Raw genomic sequence first — 16,212 nt, forward strand, 5'->3', positions numbered from 1 at the left:
CGTCAGTCCCGTTTGGTCCCGAAGACAATCTCGTCCCAGCTGGGAACCGTGGACCGCTTCGGTTTTGCGGGCTGCCGTTCAGGCTGGTCCGCGTCATGGTCGTGGTGCTGCCCCGATCCTGCGTCGTCGGTGCCGGCCGCGTAGGCCGCCCGGCGCGGGCTGCCGCCGCCCAGCAGTTCGTCCAGGCCCACGTTCGGCGCGGGACGCCCCGGAGCTGTCTCGCCGGGGGCACCCTGCCCTGCGGGACGAAGCGGGGACGCCACAATGGTGACTTCCCTCGTGTCGGTACTGACGCCGTCGTGCAGTTTCAGGACGTCATCGTCCTCGGAGTCCCGGTGCGGCGGGATGAGGCTCAGCCGGGACAGCATTGACGGCCGCGCATCACGCTTGCGGGTGAGGGGATCGGCGGCCGCGGCAGGTGCGGCGTCATCCTGCGCGGTGGACTCGGCAGGTGCTGCCTCGCGTGTTTCGGGCTCCCGGTACTTCTGTTCCCTGGAATCCGGTTCAGGGACCACCTCCGAGGGACGTGGATGGGCAGCGGGCACGCCGTGGGTCAGCAACAGCGCCAGGGCGTCGTCCGCGTCTTCGTCGACACCCAGACGCTGGCCGCGGCGTGAACGGAGCATATCCAGGAGACCGTCAGATTCCCTGGCCTGCGGGACGGCCTGCGGGCCGGTCGAATTTCGGGCGGCCGCTGCTTCCGCGTCGGTTTCAAAGTCAAACGGGCGGTCCGAGACAGCAGTGAGGCGGCGGGCCGGAACGGGGCCGTCCAGCGGTTCCAGCTCACTGAGCTGCTGGGCCCAGCGGTTGGCGTTCTGCAGCGACTTGCGGACCGGGCTGAACGTCCACCGGGCAGGCGGCTCTTCCCCGATGCCGGAGGTGCCGTCCTTTTTGGCTTCAAAACGGGCCACCACGGTCCAATTGCCGTCCTGGCGCCGCCACGAATCCCACTCCACGGTGGAAGGTTCAATCCCGTGGGCTGAGAGCCGGTGGTTGACCATGTCGTGGAGGGAAGCCGGGTGGTCGCCGAAAATGGAGCGGTAGGTGTCATGGCCGGGGGAGGGCGAAGCCACTTCCACCTTCCGTGCCTGTTGCGCTACATACTCCCGCTCGGCAAGGACCGGGCCCTCATACCGCTCGACCTTTGCGAGGGGAAGCCCGGAAAGCTCAGCCACCTCCGCTGCGGTGGCACCGCTGCGGATCCGAGACTGGATGTCCCGCGGGGACATGGCAATGGGCGCAGCCGCGGAAGCCGTCTTCGCCGAAGACCGGCTGGCCGTCCGCAGTGCTTCATCGATCGGCAGCTGGAACATCTCGCCGCCGGCACCGCTCAACAGGAGATGCTCCCCGTCGTCGTGTACGCCTACAAGCCGTAGATCCTGCATACAAATCCTCCACCCTGGCATTACTGTCAATCGAAACTCTGCCACTCACCGGCACCCTTTTGGGTTAGGAGCAAGGGCGCGCCGCGATATTCCGGCACTTTCGGACGCCAGTGCGGTCAGTAGCGGGGGTTTGCGCAGTGCCAGCGGACAGCACCGGCGCGGAAGTCTGGATTTTGCCGCGTGCATGCGGAAGGATGGGCCCACGCCGGGCACAAACCCGGGGTGTCCGGCGTTATCAAGGGTGTCACCCGCTGACCGGAAGGAACGGAGTTAAGCCGCGATGGCCACCGACTACGATGCGCCGCGAAAATCCGAAGAAGACCTCACCGAGGATTCGCTGGAGGATCTGAAAACCCGGCGATCAGATAACCCGACGGCCGCGGTTGATGTGGACGAAAGCGACCTCGCCGCAGGCTACGAGCTTCCCGGGGCGGACCTGTCCGGCGAGGAGCTGCTGGTTCTGGTGGTGCCTCCACAAGCGGACGAGTTTACGTGTTCCTCGTGCTTCCTGGTCCGGCACCGTTCGCAGATTGCGCGGGAAAAGGACGGCCACTTCTATTGCAAGGAGTGCGAGGGCTGAACGGCTATTTCCCCTATTTCCGCGAAAGCGCGGCAGTGAGTTCCTCGGGCCGCCTGGACGACGTCAGCCAATAGGGGGTCCGGTCAGACGGGTCCGTGATTTCGATCCGCACCACCGGGTCGATCCAGCCACGGATGCACAGGTAGGCGAGGCCGTTGAGCCGGGTCCCGCGTTGGGCCGTGGCGTCTTTGCCGTGGAACGCTGCCGCGTCGCCGACGAAGCGGCGCTCAATGGTGGCGCGTCCTACCGTCAAGGCGTCACTGGTGACCAGGATCGTCGGAGTGGACAGCACGAGCAGGACAGCAATGATCGTGAACAGGAGGCTGGCCGCCGTATAGCCCGCAACCATGCTGATCGGGGCGAAAACGAGGATCCCGGCACCGGAGATCCCCGCCGCGATGATCCAGATCCAGACGTTCGGCCACAGCCTCTCCCGGAAAACTGCCGGGGTGCCGGCAGAGGGGGCATCAGGGACGGGCGCGGTGGAGCTGGATTCGGGCATGCCACCAGCTTTCCACCTTTGGCTGGCTATTTCATCTTGGGTTCATCCGGTCGTGGCCTGCGGCGTCCCGTTGAATCTAGGACGGAACGGCGGCTGGGCGTTAGAGTGAGTGACTGTGACTGACGAACTTGCCACTGTTGAAACCGTTCCTGACGATGAGCTGGCCGGCTCTGCACAGGATGCAGCCGCAGCCTACGGGGCCCCGACGCTGCAGGTGCAGCTGAAGATGCTCGACGCCGGACTGGAGGCACCTTCCTATGCCCACCCCGGCGACGCGGGAGCTGACCTGCGGACCCGGGAAGATGTGGTCCTGGCACCGGGGGAGCGGAAGCTGGTGGCTACCGGTGTTTCCATCGCGCTGCCGGACGGGTTTGTAGCCCTGGTCCACCCTCGCTCCGGCCTGGCCACGAAGCATGGGCTGACTATCGTCAATGCGCCCGGCACTGTGGATGCCGGTTATCGCGGGGAAATTTCCGTGACCCTCCTCAACACCGATTCCAGGAACGCCATAGAGCTGCGGCGCGGCGATAGAATTGCACAGATGGTGATCCAGCGGGTGGAATATGCGCAGTTTGTCCCCGTCAACGAATTGAGCGAATCGGTGCGGGGAGCCGGCGGATTCGGATCCACCGGCGGCTTCACCTCGCCAAACGCCTGACACAGCCGACGGCGGCAACGAGAGTTGGTTGCCCGCGGCAGCAAGACTTCCGACGGTACCCACCGGGCCCGGCGAGTCACTTTCACAACTAAGGAGACAATCCCCATGGTTTTTGGGCTCGGCAGGAAATCAAAGAAGGAACAGCCGGCCGACCCGGACGAATCCCAGGCCTCAGCGGAATCAACGGATTCCGCTGACACGGCCTCGGCGGACCCCGGGCGTCGGGTTTCGGGCCCCTTTGATGTTTCCGAGGTCTCCAGCCGCGAGGGATATGTTGACCTCGGTGCGCTGCTGATTTCCCCGAGCGAGGGGCTCCAGCTCCGGCTCGAAGTTGAGGAAGCCACCCAGCGCGTGGTCGCTGTGACCATGGACCTGAACGGCTCCAGCCTTCAGCTGCAGGCGTTTGCTGCTCCCAAGACCGAGGGGCTGTGGGACGAGATCCGCGAACAGATCGGTCAGTCCGTGGGAAGCCAGGGCGGGCAGGTTGAAGAAGTCCAGGGTGGCTTCGGAACCGAACTGATCGCCAAACTGCCCGCCGGTGCACAGGACGGCAGCCAGGGCTACCGGGTGGCGCGCTTCATAGGCATCGACGGGCCGCGTTGGTTCCTGCGCGGCGTCCTGGGCGGCGCGGCAGCGATGGAGCGCGAGGCTGCGGCACCGCTTGAGTCCCTTTTCCGCAAGATTGTGGTCATCCGGGGCGACAGCCCCATGCCGCCCCGGGACCTGCTTCAGCTGCGGCTGCCCAAGGATGCCAGCGTCACCCCGCCGCCTGGTGCCCCCGAATTCAATGCCCCCGAGTTCAAGGGCCCCGAACGCGGTCCGGAAACCACTCAGATTGGGTGATTCCCGCCAAGGTCCCCCGGAATCCTCCCCGGACGCGGGGATGCCGGTCAGCCGGCTGCCGGAACGGGGGAGGGTAGTGTGTCAGGGGCACATCGAATCGGTCACCTACATGCCCGCGGACCGGAACGCGGCATTCACCGCCATTGTCTCGGACCCCGACATTCGCGAAACGGGCGCCAAACCGGCACAGGGAACGAGTGGCCGCCTGCGTGTGGTCTGGCTGGGGCGGCGCCGGGTGCCGGGCATCGAGGCCGGGACCGTACTCCGCCTTGAGGGCATGCTGTCCCAAAGCCAAGGCCTGCCCACCATGTTCAACCCGCGCTATGAAATACTTTCCCGCCAGGAGAACGAATGACCTCGCCCCAGCAGCCCGAGCCGTCCAAACAGCCCGAGCCGTCCGCGGTGACGGGACTTGCTGAGGGCTATGCAGCCAAAGCCGGCCTGCACCGCACCCATGACGGCCGGATCGATGTCCTCAAGAGCGCCGGAGGAATCCAGGGCATCGCCGAAAGCATTGTGCCCGGCCTGGTCTTCCTGATCGCGTTTACCATCACGCGGGACCTGACGCCGTCGTTGGTGGCCGCGCTGGCCTCCGCCGCGGTGTTTACGGTGGTCCGCCTCGTCCAGCGGCGCCCGCTGACCCAGGCCCTCGCCGGCGTGGTGGGGGTGGGAATCTCGGCCTGGCTCGCCAACACCACGGGCAAGGCCGAGGACTTCTACCTGCCGGGCTTCTTCACGAACACCGCCTACATCCTCGCCATGGTGATCTCCATCGCGATCAAGTGGCCGGTGGCCGGCCTGCTGTTCGGGATCATCCGCAACGAAGGGCTGGACTGGCGCAAGGATCCCGCACGGCTTAAGGCTTACCGCCTGGGCACGTGGATCATCGTGGCTGTCCTGGTACTTCGGCTGATCGTTCAGGTTCCCCTCTACCTGATGGGCGAGGACGGACTCGCCGCCCTTGCCACGACCCGCCTCATCATGGGGGCGCCGCTCTATATCCTCGGCGTCTGGATCGCGTGGCTTGTCACCCGGCCGGTACCAGCGGACGCCGACGCCCCGACGTCGGATCAGCCGCCGAAGCCGTCGTCCTCCGGCGCCTGAGTTTCGGCAGGCGGCAGGCCGTCGGGCTCATGGGAGGCCTCCCCCGGCTCCTCCGCTGATTCGGGCGACAGCAGCGCACGCAACTGATCCTCGGCCGCGATAGTGGTGACGAAGAACAACTCGTCCCCGCCATCGATGACGTCATCCCGGCTGGGAGTGATGGGCGCGTGGTCCCGGAGGATTGCCACCAGCGTGGCGTCCTCGGGCCAATGGATGTCGCCCACCGTCAGGCCAATGACGTGCGAATCGTGCGGCACCGTGAACTCCACCAGCGAAGCGACGCCGGTCTGCAGCGTCAGGAGCCGGACCAGGTCACCGATCTCCACCGCTTCCTCCACAAGCGCGGTCATCAGCTGGGGGGTGTTGACGGCAACGTCCACGCCCCAGGAGTCGTTGAACATCCAGTCATTCTTGGGGTTGTTGACCCGGCCCACGGTGCGGCCCACGCCGAATTCGGTCTTTGCCAGGAGTGAGACCACCAGGTTCACCTTGTCGTCGCCCGTGGCTGAAACAACGACGTCGGCGTCCTCCACCTTCGCTCCCTGCAGGGTGCTGAGCTCGCAGGCGTCCCCCACGAGCCAGTGCGCGCCGCGCAGCCCGCTGCGTCCGATGACCTCAGGCTTGAGGTCGATCAGCAGGATTTCGTGCTTGTGGGCCAGGAGTTCCCTGGCGATCGATGACCCGACGCTGCCGGCGCCGACAATAACAACTTTCACTACAACTCCTTGGCGGGTGCTTTGGCCAGAATCTGGGCGACCTGGGAACTGCGGTCCACCGGCAGCATGGCGTGGACTGTGTCGCCGTCCTGGTACGAAGTCCCGGTTTCCGGAAGAATGCCCTCGCCGAACCTGGTGAGGTATGCCACCCGGATGTCGGCAGCTTTCTCGACCTCGCTGATCCGGTGGCCGATCCAGCCGGCGTCGAGGTCCACCTCGGCGAGGACCAGCCGGCCGGAAGGCTCGCGGAAATCACCGGCGAGATGCTGTTCGGGCAGGATGCGGCGCAAGACCTGGTCTGCGCTCCACCGGACGGCGGCCACTGTGGGGATGCCGAGCCGTTGATAGATTTCTGCCCGGCCGGGATCGTAGATCCTGGCCACAACGTGGGGGACGTGGAAGGTCTCGCGCGCCACGCGGGTGGCCAGGATGTTGGAGTTGTCACCGCTGGAAACGGCCGCGAAGGCGTACGCCTCTGCCACGCCGGCCTGCTGGAGCGTGTCCCGGTCGAAGCCCACACCGGTGACTTTCCGGCCCGTGAAGCCCTGCCGAAGCCGGCGGAATGCGCGGTCGTCCTGGTCGATGATGGCGACGGAATGACCGGCGTCCTCCAGCGTGTGCGCCAGAGTGGCCCCTACCCGGCCACATCCCATGATCACGAAATGCGCCACCGTATCTCCCTCAACTTCCGTAAGCCTGTTGCTGCTGCTAGAACTCTACCGGCAGCGCGCGTGCTGCATCCGCCCGGACGCCGTCATGACATGGGCGGGGAATCAGACTAGCTTTGTGGAGTGCTGACTATATTGAATGCCGTGAAACGGGTGCTGGTGGGCAGGCCCTTCAGGAATGACAGGCTCGCCCATACCTTGCTACCCAAACGGATAGCACTTCCGGTTTTCGCTTCCGACGCACTGTCCTCGGTGGCCTATGCCCCCGATGAAATCCTGCTCACCTTGGCCCTGGCCGGCGTGAGTGCGGTGGCCTTTTCGCCGTGGGTGGGCCTGGCCGTCATGGTGGTCCTCCTGACTGTGGTGGCGTCCTACCGGCAGAACGTGCACGCCTACCCTTCCGGCGGCGGAGACTACGAGATCGCCAACGAAAACCTGGGCAAGTTTTCCGGGCTGACTGTGGCCTCGGCGCTCCTGGTGGACTACGTCCTGACGGTGGCCGTCTCGATGTCCTCGGCGGCCACCTACCTCACCACGGCGGTGCCTTCCCTGCACGGGCAACAGGCCCTGTTCGCCACCATCGGCGTCGTAATCCTTGCCCTCGTTAACCTCCGCGGCATCAAGGAAGCCGGCAGCGTTTTCGCCGTCCCCACGTACATTTTTATGGCGGCGATCCTCGGCATGACGGCGGTGGGCGTCGTCCAGGCCGCGACAGGCCAGCTGGGCGAAGCACCGTCGGCGGCCTTCGAGATTGTGCCGGCTCCCGGTTTCGACGAAGGGCTGGTGGGCCTGGCCGGCGCCTTCCTCCTGCTCCGGGCGTTCTCCTCCGGCGCCGCCGCGCTGACCGGCATTGAGGCCATCAGCAACGGTGTGCCGAATTTCCAGAAACCGAAGAGCAAAAACGCAGCCACCACGCTGTTGCTGCTCGGCGTCATCGCCTCGTCCATGCTGGCCGGCATCATCTTTCTGGCCAACGCCACGAAGGTGCACATTGTGCTGGATCCGGCGACGGAATTCCTGATGAACGGCCTGCCGCTGCCGGAGGATTACATCCAGAGTCCTGCCATCAGCCAGATCGCCCAGACCATCTTCGGCCCGGGATCAATCCTGTTCTTCATTGTGGTCGCCGCCACCGGAGTGATCCTGGTGTTCGCCTCGAACACCGCGTTCAACGGGTTCCCGGTACTTGGCTCCATCCTCGCCCAGGACGGCTACCTGCCGCGCCAGCTGCGGACCAGGGGAGACCGCCTGGCGTTCAGCAACGGTGTCCTTGCCCTGGCCGCCGGAGCGCTGGTGCTGATCCTCGCGTTCAATGGCGACGTCACCAAACTGATCCAGCTCTACATCGTGGGCGTCTTTATTTCCTTTACGCTCAGCCAGCTGGGCATGATCCGGCATTGGGGGAGGCACCTCAAGCTCGCCAAGGACAAAGCCACCCGACGCCGGATGGTGAAGTCCCGCACCATCAACAGCATCGGGTTCGGCATGACGTCCCTGGTCCTGGTGATCGTGCTGATCACCAAGTTCCAGCAAGGCGCGTGGATCGCGCTGCTGGCCATGTTTATCCTGTTCCTGATCATGTGGAGCATCCGGGCACACTATGACAACGTGGCCAAGGAACTTGCCGTGGACGAGGACTCCTCGCCGCGGGCCCTGCCATCCAGGGTCCACGCGGTACTGTTGGTGTCCCACGTGCGCAAACCGGTGTTGCGTGCCCTGGCCTACGCCCGGGCGTCGAGGCCGTCGCGGCTGGACGCCATCACTGTGGACATTAACGCAGAAGAAACCGCGCACACGGTTGCAGACTGGGAAAAGCTGGAGATCCCCGTGCCGCTGACCGTCCTCGCCAGCCCGTACCGGGAAACCATCACGCCCATTATGGAATACGTCAAGAACATGCGCCGTGATTCCCCCCGCGACCTGATCGTGGTCTACATTCCCGAATACGTGGTCGGCAAATGGTGGGAACAGCTGGTTCACAACCAGACGGCGCTGCGTATCAAAACCCGGCTGCACTTCGAACCTGGCGTGATGGTGGCCAGTGTCCCGTGGCAGTTGAAATCGTCCGAAGAAGCCAAAAAAATGCAGGATATCCGATGAACCCCCAGACCCAGAGCCACCCCGCAACTGCCACGGCAGCCCCCACCGAACTGGTGCTCGACGTCGGCCCGGTGGCCCACGGCGGCCACTGCGTGGCCCGGCACGAGGGCAGGGTGATCTTTGTCCGGCACGGCATCCCCGGCGAAAAGGTACGCGTCCGCCTCACCGACGCGGGGGAGTCCGCCAAGTTCTGGCGCGCCGACGTTGTGGAGGTGCTGGAAGCCTCCCCGGACCGGATGGAGCACTTCTGGCGTCCGGCGGACTCCCTCCGCGCCTGGGCCCGTGGGCATCCGCCGGTGGGCGGGGCCGAATTCGGCCACATCTCGCTGGCCCGACAGCGCACGCTCAAGTCGGCGGTACTGGCCGAACAGCTTCAGCGGCTCGCCGCCGTCGAACGCCTGCCCGAAGGGCTGGACCTCGGAAACCTCGTGGAGGCTGTGGAGGCGGGCGGGCCGGATTCCAGCCAGGAGACTGAGCCAACGTACGACGCCGGCACTGGCCTGGGGTGGCGGACGCGCGCCAGCTTCTCGGTGACTCCGGGCGGCAGACTTGGCATGCACGCGCACCGTTCCGACCACGTCATTGCCGTCCGGGAGATGCCGCTCGCAACGGAGCGCATCAACCGGCTGCGCTTGTGGGAGCTCGACCTGACCGGCATCGAGCGCGTGGAGGTGGCAGCGCCGTCGAACGGTTCGCGCCCACTGGTGCTGCTGGCTCCTGCACCCGGCACCAAGCCCAAGCGGCTCAGTGCCATCGCGGCCCAGCTTCCGGACGATGTTTCCGTGGCCACGTTCGACCCCCTGACCGGGGAAGTTGCGCAGCTGCGCGGCCGGACCTGGGTCCAGGAGTCGGCAGCCGGCCACGACTACAGGGTTACGGGCGCCGGTTTCTGGCAGATCCACCGCGACGCGCCCGGGACGCTTGTGGGGGCCATCACAGATTTCCTTCACAATGGCGGATTCCTGGCGCCGGGTTCCGTGGTGGCAGACCTCTATGCCGGGGCCGGGCTGTTCACGGCTCCCCTGGCTGACGCGGTGGGGGAGACCGGGTCCGTTCTCTCGGTGGAAGGCGCGCCGGGAACCAGCCGGGACGCCCGCAAGAACCTTCACGGTGCGCCGCAAGTGGAGATCGAACACGGCCGGGTGGAACGAGTCCTCCGCCAAAAGCCGCGGAATTTCGATGCCATTGTGCTGGACCCGCCCCGGGCGGGCGCCGGGAAGCCCGTGGTCAGCCAGCTGATCGCTGCCGGGCCCCGCGCCATCGCCTACGTCTCCTGCGACCCGGCATCATTTGCCCGGGATGTTGGGTACTTCCAGCAGGCTGGCTGGTCCCTGGCGGGCCTGCGGGCCTTCGATCTCTATCCTCACACCCACCACCTGGAGACGGTAGCGCTGCTGACGCCGGGTCCGTGATGCTACTAGGATGGCGGTAGTAATCCCACGTCGCGCCCCGTATTCACGGCTGACCTCCTGCAATTTGTGTGGCCAGCACTAATTAGGCCTGCCTAACTAGCAAGCGGTCTACCGCGCGACAAAGATGAAACTGTTGCGAGAGGAGTCCTGCGATGAGCACTGTGGACAGCTTCGGTTCAAAAGGCAAACTTAATGTAGCCGGAACCGAATACGAAATTTTCCGGTTGAACTCCGTTGAAGGTGCAGAAAACCTTCCGTTCAGCCTCAAGGTATTGCTTGAAAACCTGTTGAGGACCGAGGACGGCGCGAACATCACGGCCGATCACGTGCGTGCCTTGGCCGGCTGGGATCCTAATGCCCAGCCCGATACAGAAATCCAGTTCACGCCTGCCCGCGTGATCATGCAGGACTTCACCGGCGTCCCCTGCGTGGTGGACCTGGCGACAATGCGTGAAGCGGTCAAGGAACTCGGCGGCGACCCCAAGCGGGTCAACCCCCTCGCTCCTGCGGAAATGGTCATCGACCACTCCGTGCAGATCGACGCTTTCGGCAACTCCGGCGCACTGGAGCGCAACATGGAGATCGAATACCAGCGCAACGGCGAGCGTTACCAGTTCCTGCGCTGGGGCCAGACCGCATTCGATGACTTCAAGGTTGTTCCCCCGGGAACCGGCATTGTGCACCAGGTCAACATCGAATACCTGGCCCGCACCGTCATGACCCGCGAAATCGACGGCGTCCTCCGGGCCTACCCGGACACCTGCGTCGGCACCGACTCGCACACCACCATGGTCAACGGCCTGGGTGTCCTGGGCTGGGGCGTTGGCGGCATCGAAGCCGAAGCGGCCATGCTGGGACAGCCTGTCTCGATGCTCATCCCGCGTGTTGTTGGCTTCAAGCTGACCGGGTCCATTCCGGCCGGCGCCACCGCCACGGACGTGGTGCTGACCATCACCGAGCAGCTGCGCAAGCACGGTGTTGTGGGCAAGTTCGTGGAATTCTACGGCGAAGGTGTTGCGGCAGTGCCGCTGGCCAACCGAGCCACCATCGGCAACATGAGCCCGGAATTCGGTTCCACCGCCGCAATGTTCCCCATCGACGACGTCACATTGGACTACCTGCGCCTCACCGGCCGCTCGGACGAAAATGTGGCACTCGTGGAGTCCTACGCCAAGGAACAGGGCCTCTGGCACGATGCTTCCCGCGAGATCAAGTTCTCCGAGTACCTTGAGCTGGACCTGTCCACCGTTGTTCCCTCCATCTCCGGCCCCAAGCGTCCCCAGGACCGCATTGAGCTGACGGATGCCAAGGAACAGTTCCGAAAGGACATCCACAACTACGTCGCCATCGAAGACGGCAGCGTGGACGAGTCCCTGGACGAGTCCTTCCCTGCATCGGATGCGCCGTCGTTCACGCACGCCGACTCGCACACCACCGAGACCAGCCGTGTTGTGTCCGCAGCGAACGGCGCCCACGGGCGTCCGACCAACCCGGTGCACATCAAGACTGAAGACGGCCGCGAGTTCGAACTGGACCACGGAGCGGTGTCCATCGCCTCGATCACGTCCTGCACAAACACGTCCAACCCCTCGGTGATGCTGGCCGCAGCCCTGCTGGCCCGCAACGCCGTCGACAAGGGCCTGACCTCGAAGCCGTGGGTCAAGACCTCTGTGGCTCCCGGGTCCAAGGTTGTCACTGACTACTACAACAAGTCGGGCCTGACCCCGTACCTGGAGAAGCTCGGGTTCTACATCGTGGGCTACGGCTGCGCCACCTGCATCGGCAACTCCGGACCGCTGGACGCCCAAATCTCCGAGGCCATCCAGGCCAACGACCTCTCCGTCACCGCGGTGCTCTCCGGTAACCGCAACTTCGAGGGCCGGATCAACCCGGACGTGAAGATGAACTACCTGGCCTCCCCGCCGCTGGTCATCGCATACGCCCTGGCCGGTTCCATGGACTTCGACTTCGACACCGATTCCCTCGGCAAGGACGAAGCCGGCAACGACGTCTTCCTGAAGGACATCTGGCCCAACCCGGTTGAGGTCCAGCAGGTCATCGATTCCTCGATCGACAAGGACATGTTCGCCCGCGGCTACGAGGGCGTCTTTGACGGCGACGCACGCTGGAAGGCGCTCGACACGCCGGCCGGTGACACCTTCGCCTGGGATCCGAACTCCACATACGTCCGGAAGCCCCCGTACTTCGACGGCATCAAGGCGCAGCCGGAACCCGTCCAGGACATCTCCGGCGCCCGCGTGCTGCTGAAGCTGGGCGATTCGGTCACCACCGACCACATCTCCCCGGCCGGTTCCTTCAAGTCGGACACCCCGGCCGGCCAGTACCTGCTGGCCAACGGTGTGGAGCGCAAGGACTTCAACTCCTACGGCTCACGCCGTGGCAACCACGAAGTCATGATCCGCGGCACCTTCGCGAACATCCGCATCAAGAACCAGATCCTGGACGGCGTCGAAGGTGGCTTCACCCGCGACTTCACCCAGGCTGACGGCCCGCAGGCATATGTCTACGACGCTGCGCAGAACTACCAGGCAGCCGGCACCCCGCTGGTGGTCCTGGCGGGCAAGGAATACGGTTCCGGATCCTCGCGTGACTGGGCAGCGAAGGGCACCGCCCTCCTGGGCGTCAAGGCCGTCGTCGCCGAGAGCTACGAACGCATCCACCGCTCCAACCTGATCGGCATGGGCGTCCTGCCCCTGCAGTACCCGGCTGGAGAATCCGCAGCCACCCTGGGGCTGACCGGCACGGAAACCTTCTCGGTTGAGGGCGTCATTGCCCTGAACGAAGGGACCACGCCCAAGACCCTCAAGGTCACCGCCACCGCAGAAGACGGCTCCGCCAAGTCCTTCGATGCAGTACTCCGCATCGATACTCCGGGCGAAGCCGACTACTACCGCAACGGCGGCATCCTGCAGTACGTCCTGCGCCAGATCTCGGCCAACTAGCCGGAATCTGAACCCACGCAGTACTCTTTCGAAGCCCCGGCCGGTCACCGACCAGCCGGGGCTTCGGCTTTGCATTTTCCGCGAGGCGTTAGAGTTAACAGGCACGTCTACCACCCGAAGGAGGGGTCATTGGGAATCTTGGACACCATCCGGAATCCGCAGGACCTGAACCAGCTGTCTCAAGGGCAGCTCGAAGAGCTGGCCGCTGAGGTCAGGAGTTTCCTGATCACCAACGTCTCCCAGACAGGTGGACACCTCGGACCGAACCTCGGCGTTGTGGAACTGACCCTGGCCGTGCACCGCATCTTCGATTCGCCCCGGGACAGCATTGTTTTCGACACGGGCCACCAGTCCTATGTGCACAAGCTCCTCACCGGCCGCCAGGACTTCAGTACCCTGCGCCAGCAGGGCGGCATGTCCGGCTACCCGTCCCGCGCCGAGTCCGAGCATGACATTGTGGAAAGCTCGCATGCTTCCTCCTCCCTCTCCTGGGCGGACGGCATATCCCGTGCCAGGCAGCTCACCGGCGAGTCGGAGCGCTACACCGTCGCCGTCGTCGGAGACGGGGCGCTGACCGGCGGCATGGCCTGGGAAGCCATCAACAACATTGCGGCCGACAAGCGCCGCCGCGTGGTGATCGTCGTCAACGACAACGGCCGCTCCTATGCCCCCACGGTGGGCGGCTTCGCGGACTACCTCGCCTCACTGCGCCCCACCATCGACTCGTTCCGCGCCGCCCCAGCCTATGAAGGCACGCTGGACTGGTGGAAGAAGAAGCTCCAGAACGGCGGCCCCGTAGGCCAGTTCACCTACAAGAGCCTGCATGCCATGAAAAAGGGCATCAAGGACTGGTGGGCGCCGCAGGGCATGTTCGAGGACCTCGGCATGAAGTACATCGGCCCGGTTGACGGCCACAACCTGCAGGCCATGGAGCACGCACTGTCCACGGCCAGGAACTACGCCGGCCCGGTGATTGTCCACGCCATGACCGAAAAAGGCCACGGTTACGCCCCGGCCCGGGCCCATGAAGCGGACCAGTTCCACGCCGTCGGCATTATCGATCCGGAAACGGGCGAACCGACGGGAGTCTCCGGGGCACAGTCCTGGACGTCTGTTTTTGCTGACGAGATCGCGAAGATCGCCGATGAACGCCCCGACATTGTGGGCATCACCGGGGCAATGCTCATTCCCGTGGGCCTGCATAAGTTTGCGGCCAAGCACCCGGACCGCGTGATCGATGTCGGCATCGCCGAGCAGCATGCGCTGACGTCCGCCGCCGGCATGGCTTTCGGCGGGCTCCACCCCGTGGTGGCCGTGTATGCCACCTTCCTGAACCGTGCCTTTGACCAGCTCCTGATGGACGTGGCATTGCACAAAGCCGGCGTCACCATCGTCCTGGACCGGGCCGGTGTCACCGGGCCGGACGGGGCCAGCCATCACGGCATGTGGGACATGGCAATGGTCCAGATCGTTCCCGGACTCCACCTCGCCGCGCCGCGCGACGCCTCCCGGCTGCGGGAAGAGCTGCGCGAGGCTGTGGCCATCAGCGACGCCCCCACCGTGGTGCGCTTCTCCAAGGGCACCGTGGGCTCCGAAGTGGAAGCCATCGAACGCCTGGCCGACGGTGTTGACGTGCTGGCCCGCCGGCCGGCCGGCTCCACCGAAAACGACGTCCTGATCGTCAGTGTCGGAGCCATGTCCGAACTGGCCCTGGACGTGTCCAACCGCCTGGGCGCCCAAGGCATCAGCACCACCGTGGTGGACCCGCGCTGGGTGCTGCCGGTGCGGCGTTCCATCATCGCGCTGGCCTCCCACCACCGGCTCGTCATCTGCATCGAGGACGGTGTCAGGGCAGGCGGCGTCGGATCGCGGATCCGCCAGGAAATGCGCGCCGCCGGCGTGGACACCGCCCTGAACGAGGTGGGGCTCCCTGCGGAGTTCCTGGACCACGGCACGCGCAGCCAGGTGCTGGAGCGCGTCGGGCTGACGGCCCAGCAGATCACGCACGACGTCGTCGCCCAGGTTCTGGGCACAAAAGTCCCCTTCGCGCGCCCCCTGCCAGGCCAGGAGCACCCCACCACCGGCAGCCTGCCGATCCTGTGAGGGAAGAAGACGCACTGAAGTATCCGGCCGCCGTCGGGGATTCAAGTCCGGCGAGGCACACGAGCACCACCCGCGTTCCCGCGGGACTGCAGCCAGGCCAGCTGGTGGTGGCCCGGAACCGGAAATGGAACGGGCAAGCCCACTGGGTGGTCCCGGGGCGGTACCTCGGCGAGGACCGGCACGGCTGGTGGATCTTCCAGGGAACCAACGAATTCTGTTCGCGCCCGGGCGCCGCCTTTTACACAGCATCCGACGCCGTGCTCCTGGTGCCGCGGTCCGGAGACTGGGTGGCCACGTTCTACGACGACGCCCACCCCAGCGGCGTCAGGGTCTACGTTGACCTCGCCGTCGCCCACGAGTGGACGGACATCCGGCCCGCCGTCACCGAGTTCCATGTGATCGACATGGACCTGGACGTGATCCGCATGGCCGGCCGGGGCGTCTTCATCGATGACCAGGACGAGTTCGCCCAGCACCGCGTCGCCATGAATTACCCGGACCTGCTGGTGGATGACATCCAGGCGGCCGCGGACGAGCTATATCAGGCCGTCAAGGCACAGCACGCACCATTCGACGGAACAGACGCCGGATGGTTCACGAAGGGACGGTCATGAGCGGGATCATCAGGGTTTACAAACGGGACGACGAGGGAGTACTGCACTTCCGTGAAGGCTGGTTCGACGAGGACTACAGCCAGTTTGTGATGAACTACGGCGTGGTTGGCCACCAGAGCAAAACCGAAGAGACCGATGTGGCGGACGCCGCCGCGGTGGAGGGCCTGATGAATGCCTTTGCCGTGCAGTGCGCCGAGGACGGCTTCGCCGAAATCCCCGACGAGGACCAGTTCTGGGTGGTGGCGCAGTTCGCCCTCAAAACCAAGGAGGGCACGGACCGTGACCGCTACCTTGAGGAAAAGGCGAAGGACGCGCTCATCAGCCACCTGGCCTGGCGCGGCCTGGGAACCGTGGAACGCTCGGTGTTCAGCGACTATAAACTGAACATCTTCTGCCTCTGCCCCGACGTGAACAAGGCTGTCAGCGCCATCAAGGTCTGCAGCCGTGGCGAAGACCTCGACTTCACGAAGCTCAGCATCGGCGCCGCGCCCTTCAGCGAACCGGACAACTTCAGACTCAAGCACTCCCCGAAGCCTGCCAACTCCTTCAGCCTCTAGAGGGAAA

Annotated in this window: 15 protein-coding genes; 11 read left to right on the forward strand and 4 right to left on the reverse strand. The window is 65.2% G+C overall.

The window, feature by feature from the left end:
- Positions 1-2: 2 nt before the first annotated feature.
- Positions 3-1,385, reverse strand: a complete 1,383-nt coding sequence (gene sepH / locus CXR02_RS10520) for a septation protein SepH (RefSeq protein WP_104061960.1) — start codon at positions 1,383-1,385, stop codon at positions 3-5.
- Positions 1,386-1,665: 280 nt separating this feature from the next.
- Here sepH and CXR02_RS10525 point away from each other — a divergent pair, with 280 nt between their 5' ends.
- The gene (locus tag CXR02_RS10525) at positions 1,666-1,965 is read left to right on the forward strand and encodes a DUF4193 domain-containing protein (protein WP_056345352.1); all 300 of its coding nucleotides are present in this window, start codon (positions 1,666-1,668) and stop codon (positions 1,963-1,965) included.
- Between the two features lie 13 nt (positions 1,966-1,978).
- Here CXR02_RS10525 and CXR02_RS10530 read toward each other — a convergent pair whose 3' ends face one another.
- A complete protein-coding gene (locus CXR02_RS10530; RefSeq protein WP_104061961.1) occupies positions 1,979-2,467 on the reverse strand; it encodes a DUF3093 domain-containing protein in 489 nt (162 codons plus the stop codon).
- A 115-nt stretch (positions 2,468-2,582) separates the two neighbouring features.
- Between CXR02_RS10530 and dut the strand changes: the two genes are divergently transcribed.
- From dut to CXR02_RS10550, 4 genes are all read left to right on the forward strand, one after another.
- On the forward strand, positions 2,583-3,125 hold the full coding sequence (gene dut / locus CXR02_RS10535; protein WP_104062078.1) for a dUTP diphosphatase: 543 nt from the start codon (positions 2,583-2,585) through the stop codon (positions 3,123-3,125).
- Between the two features lie 105 nt (positions 3,126-3,230).
- Complete coding sequence (locus CXR02_RS10540) at positions 3,231-3,968, forward strand: DUF3710 domain-containing protein (RefSeq protein ID WP_104061962.1); 738 nt, start codon at positions 3,231-3,233, stop codon at positions 3,966-3,968.
- Positions 3,969-4,044: 76 nt separating this feature from the next.
- The gene (locus CXR02_RS10545; protein WP_308470677.1) at positions 4,045-4,323 is read left to right on the forward strand and encodes a hypothetical protein; all 279 of its coding nucleotides are present in this window, start codon (positions 4,045-4,047) and stop codon (positions 4,321-4,323) included.
- The gene (locus CXR02_RS10550) at positions 4,320-5,072 is read left to right on the forward strand and encodes a DUF3159 domain-containing protein (RefSeq protein WP_104061964.1); all 753 of its coding nucleotides are present in this window, start codon (positions 4,320-4,322) and stop codon (positions 5,070-5,072) included. Before CXR02_RS10545 ends, CXR02_RS10550 begins: the two co-directional genes overlap by 4 nt.
- Here CXR02_RS10550 and CXR02_RS10555 read toward each other — a convergent pair.
- Both CXR02_RS10555 and CXR02_RS10560 read right to left on the reverse strand, forming a co-directional pair.
- Entirely contained in the window at positions 5,039-5,788 is a 750-nt protein-coding gene (locus CXR02_RS10555; RefSeq protein ID WP_104061965.1) for a TrkA family potassium uptake protein, read from the reverse strand. The genes CXR02_RS10550 and CXR02_RS10555 overlap by 34 nt on opposite strands.
- A complete protein-coding gene (locus tag CXR02_RS10560) occupies positions 5,788-6,459 on the reverse strand; it encodes a TrkA family potassium uptake protein (RefSeq protein WP_104061966.1) in 672 nt (223 codons plus the stop codon). Before CXR02_RS10560 ends, CXR02_RS10555 begins: the two co-directional genes overlap by 1 nt.
- A gap of 120 nt (positions 6,460-6,579) precedes the next feature.
- Between CXR02_RS10560 and CXR02_RS10565 the strand changes: the two genes are divergently transcribed.
- From CXR02_RS10565 to CXR02_RS10590, 6 genes are all read left to right on the forward strand, one after another.
- Positions 6,580-8,556: an APC family permease gene (locus CXR02_RS10565; protein WP_104061967.1), complete on the forward strand. Its 1,977-nt coding sequence runs from the start codon at positions 6,580-6,582 to the stop codon at positions 8,554-8,556.
- Positions 8,553-9,968: a class I SAM-dependent RNA methyltransferase gene (locus tag CXR02_RS10570; RefSeq protein ID WP_104061968.1), complete on the forward strand. Its 1,416-nt coding sequence runs from the start codon at positions 8,553-8,555 to the stop codon at positions 9,966-9,968. The genes CXR02_RS10565 and CXR02_RS10570 overlap by 4 nt, the downstream gene beginning before the upstream one ends.
- A 152-nt stretch (positions 9,969-10,120) precedes the next feature.
- Positions 10,121-12,931 (forward strand): aconitate hydratase AcnA, encoded by a 2,811-nt coding sequence (gene acnA, locus CXR02_RS10575; protein WP_104061969.1) that lies wholly within the window; start codon positions 10,121-10,123, stop codon positions 12,929-12,931.
- 129 nt (positions 12,932-13,060) lie between these two features.
- Positions 13,061-15,034, forward strand: a complete 1,974-nt coding sequence (dxs, locus tag CXR02_RS10580; protein WP_104061970.1) for a 1-deoxy-D-xylulose-5-phosphate synthase — start codon at positions 13,061-13,063, stop codon at positions 15,032-15,034.
- Positions 15,031-15,648 carry a DUF402 domain-containing protein gene (locus CXR02_RS10585; RefSeq protein WP_104061971.1) on the forward strand — a complete coding sequence of 206 codons (618 nt, stop codon included), beginning with the start codon at positions 15,031-15,033 and terminating at the stop codon, positions 15,646-15,648. Before dxs ends, CXR02_RS10585 begins: the two co-directional genes overlap by 4 nt.
- The gene (locus CXR02_RS10590; RefSeq protein WP_104061972.1) at positions 15,645-16,205 is read left to right on the forward strand and encodes a hypothetical protein; all 561 of its coding nucleotides are present in this window, start codon (positions 15,645-15,647) and stop codon (positions 16,203-16,205) included. The genes CXR02_RS10585 and CXR02_RS10590 overlap by 4 nt, the downstream gene beginning before the upstream one ends.
- Positions 16,206-16,212: the final 7 nt, after the last annotated feature.

The organism is Arthrobacter sp. 4R501 (genome assembly GCF_002929755.1).
Lineage (GTDB): Bacteria > Actinomycetota > Actinomycetes > Actinomycetales > Micrococcaceae > Arthrobacter.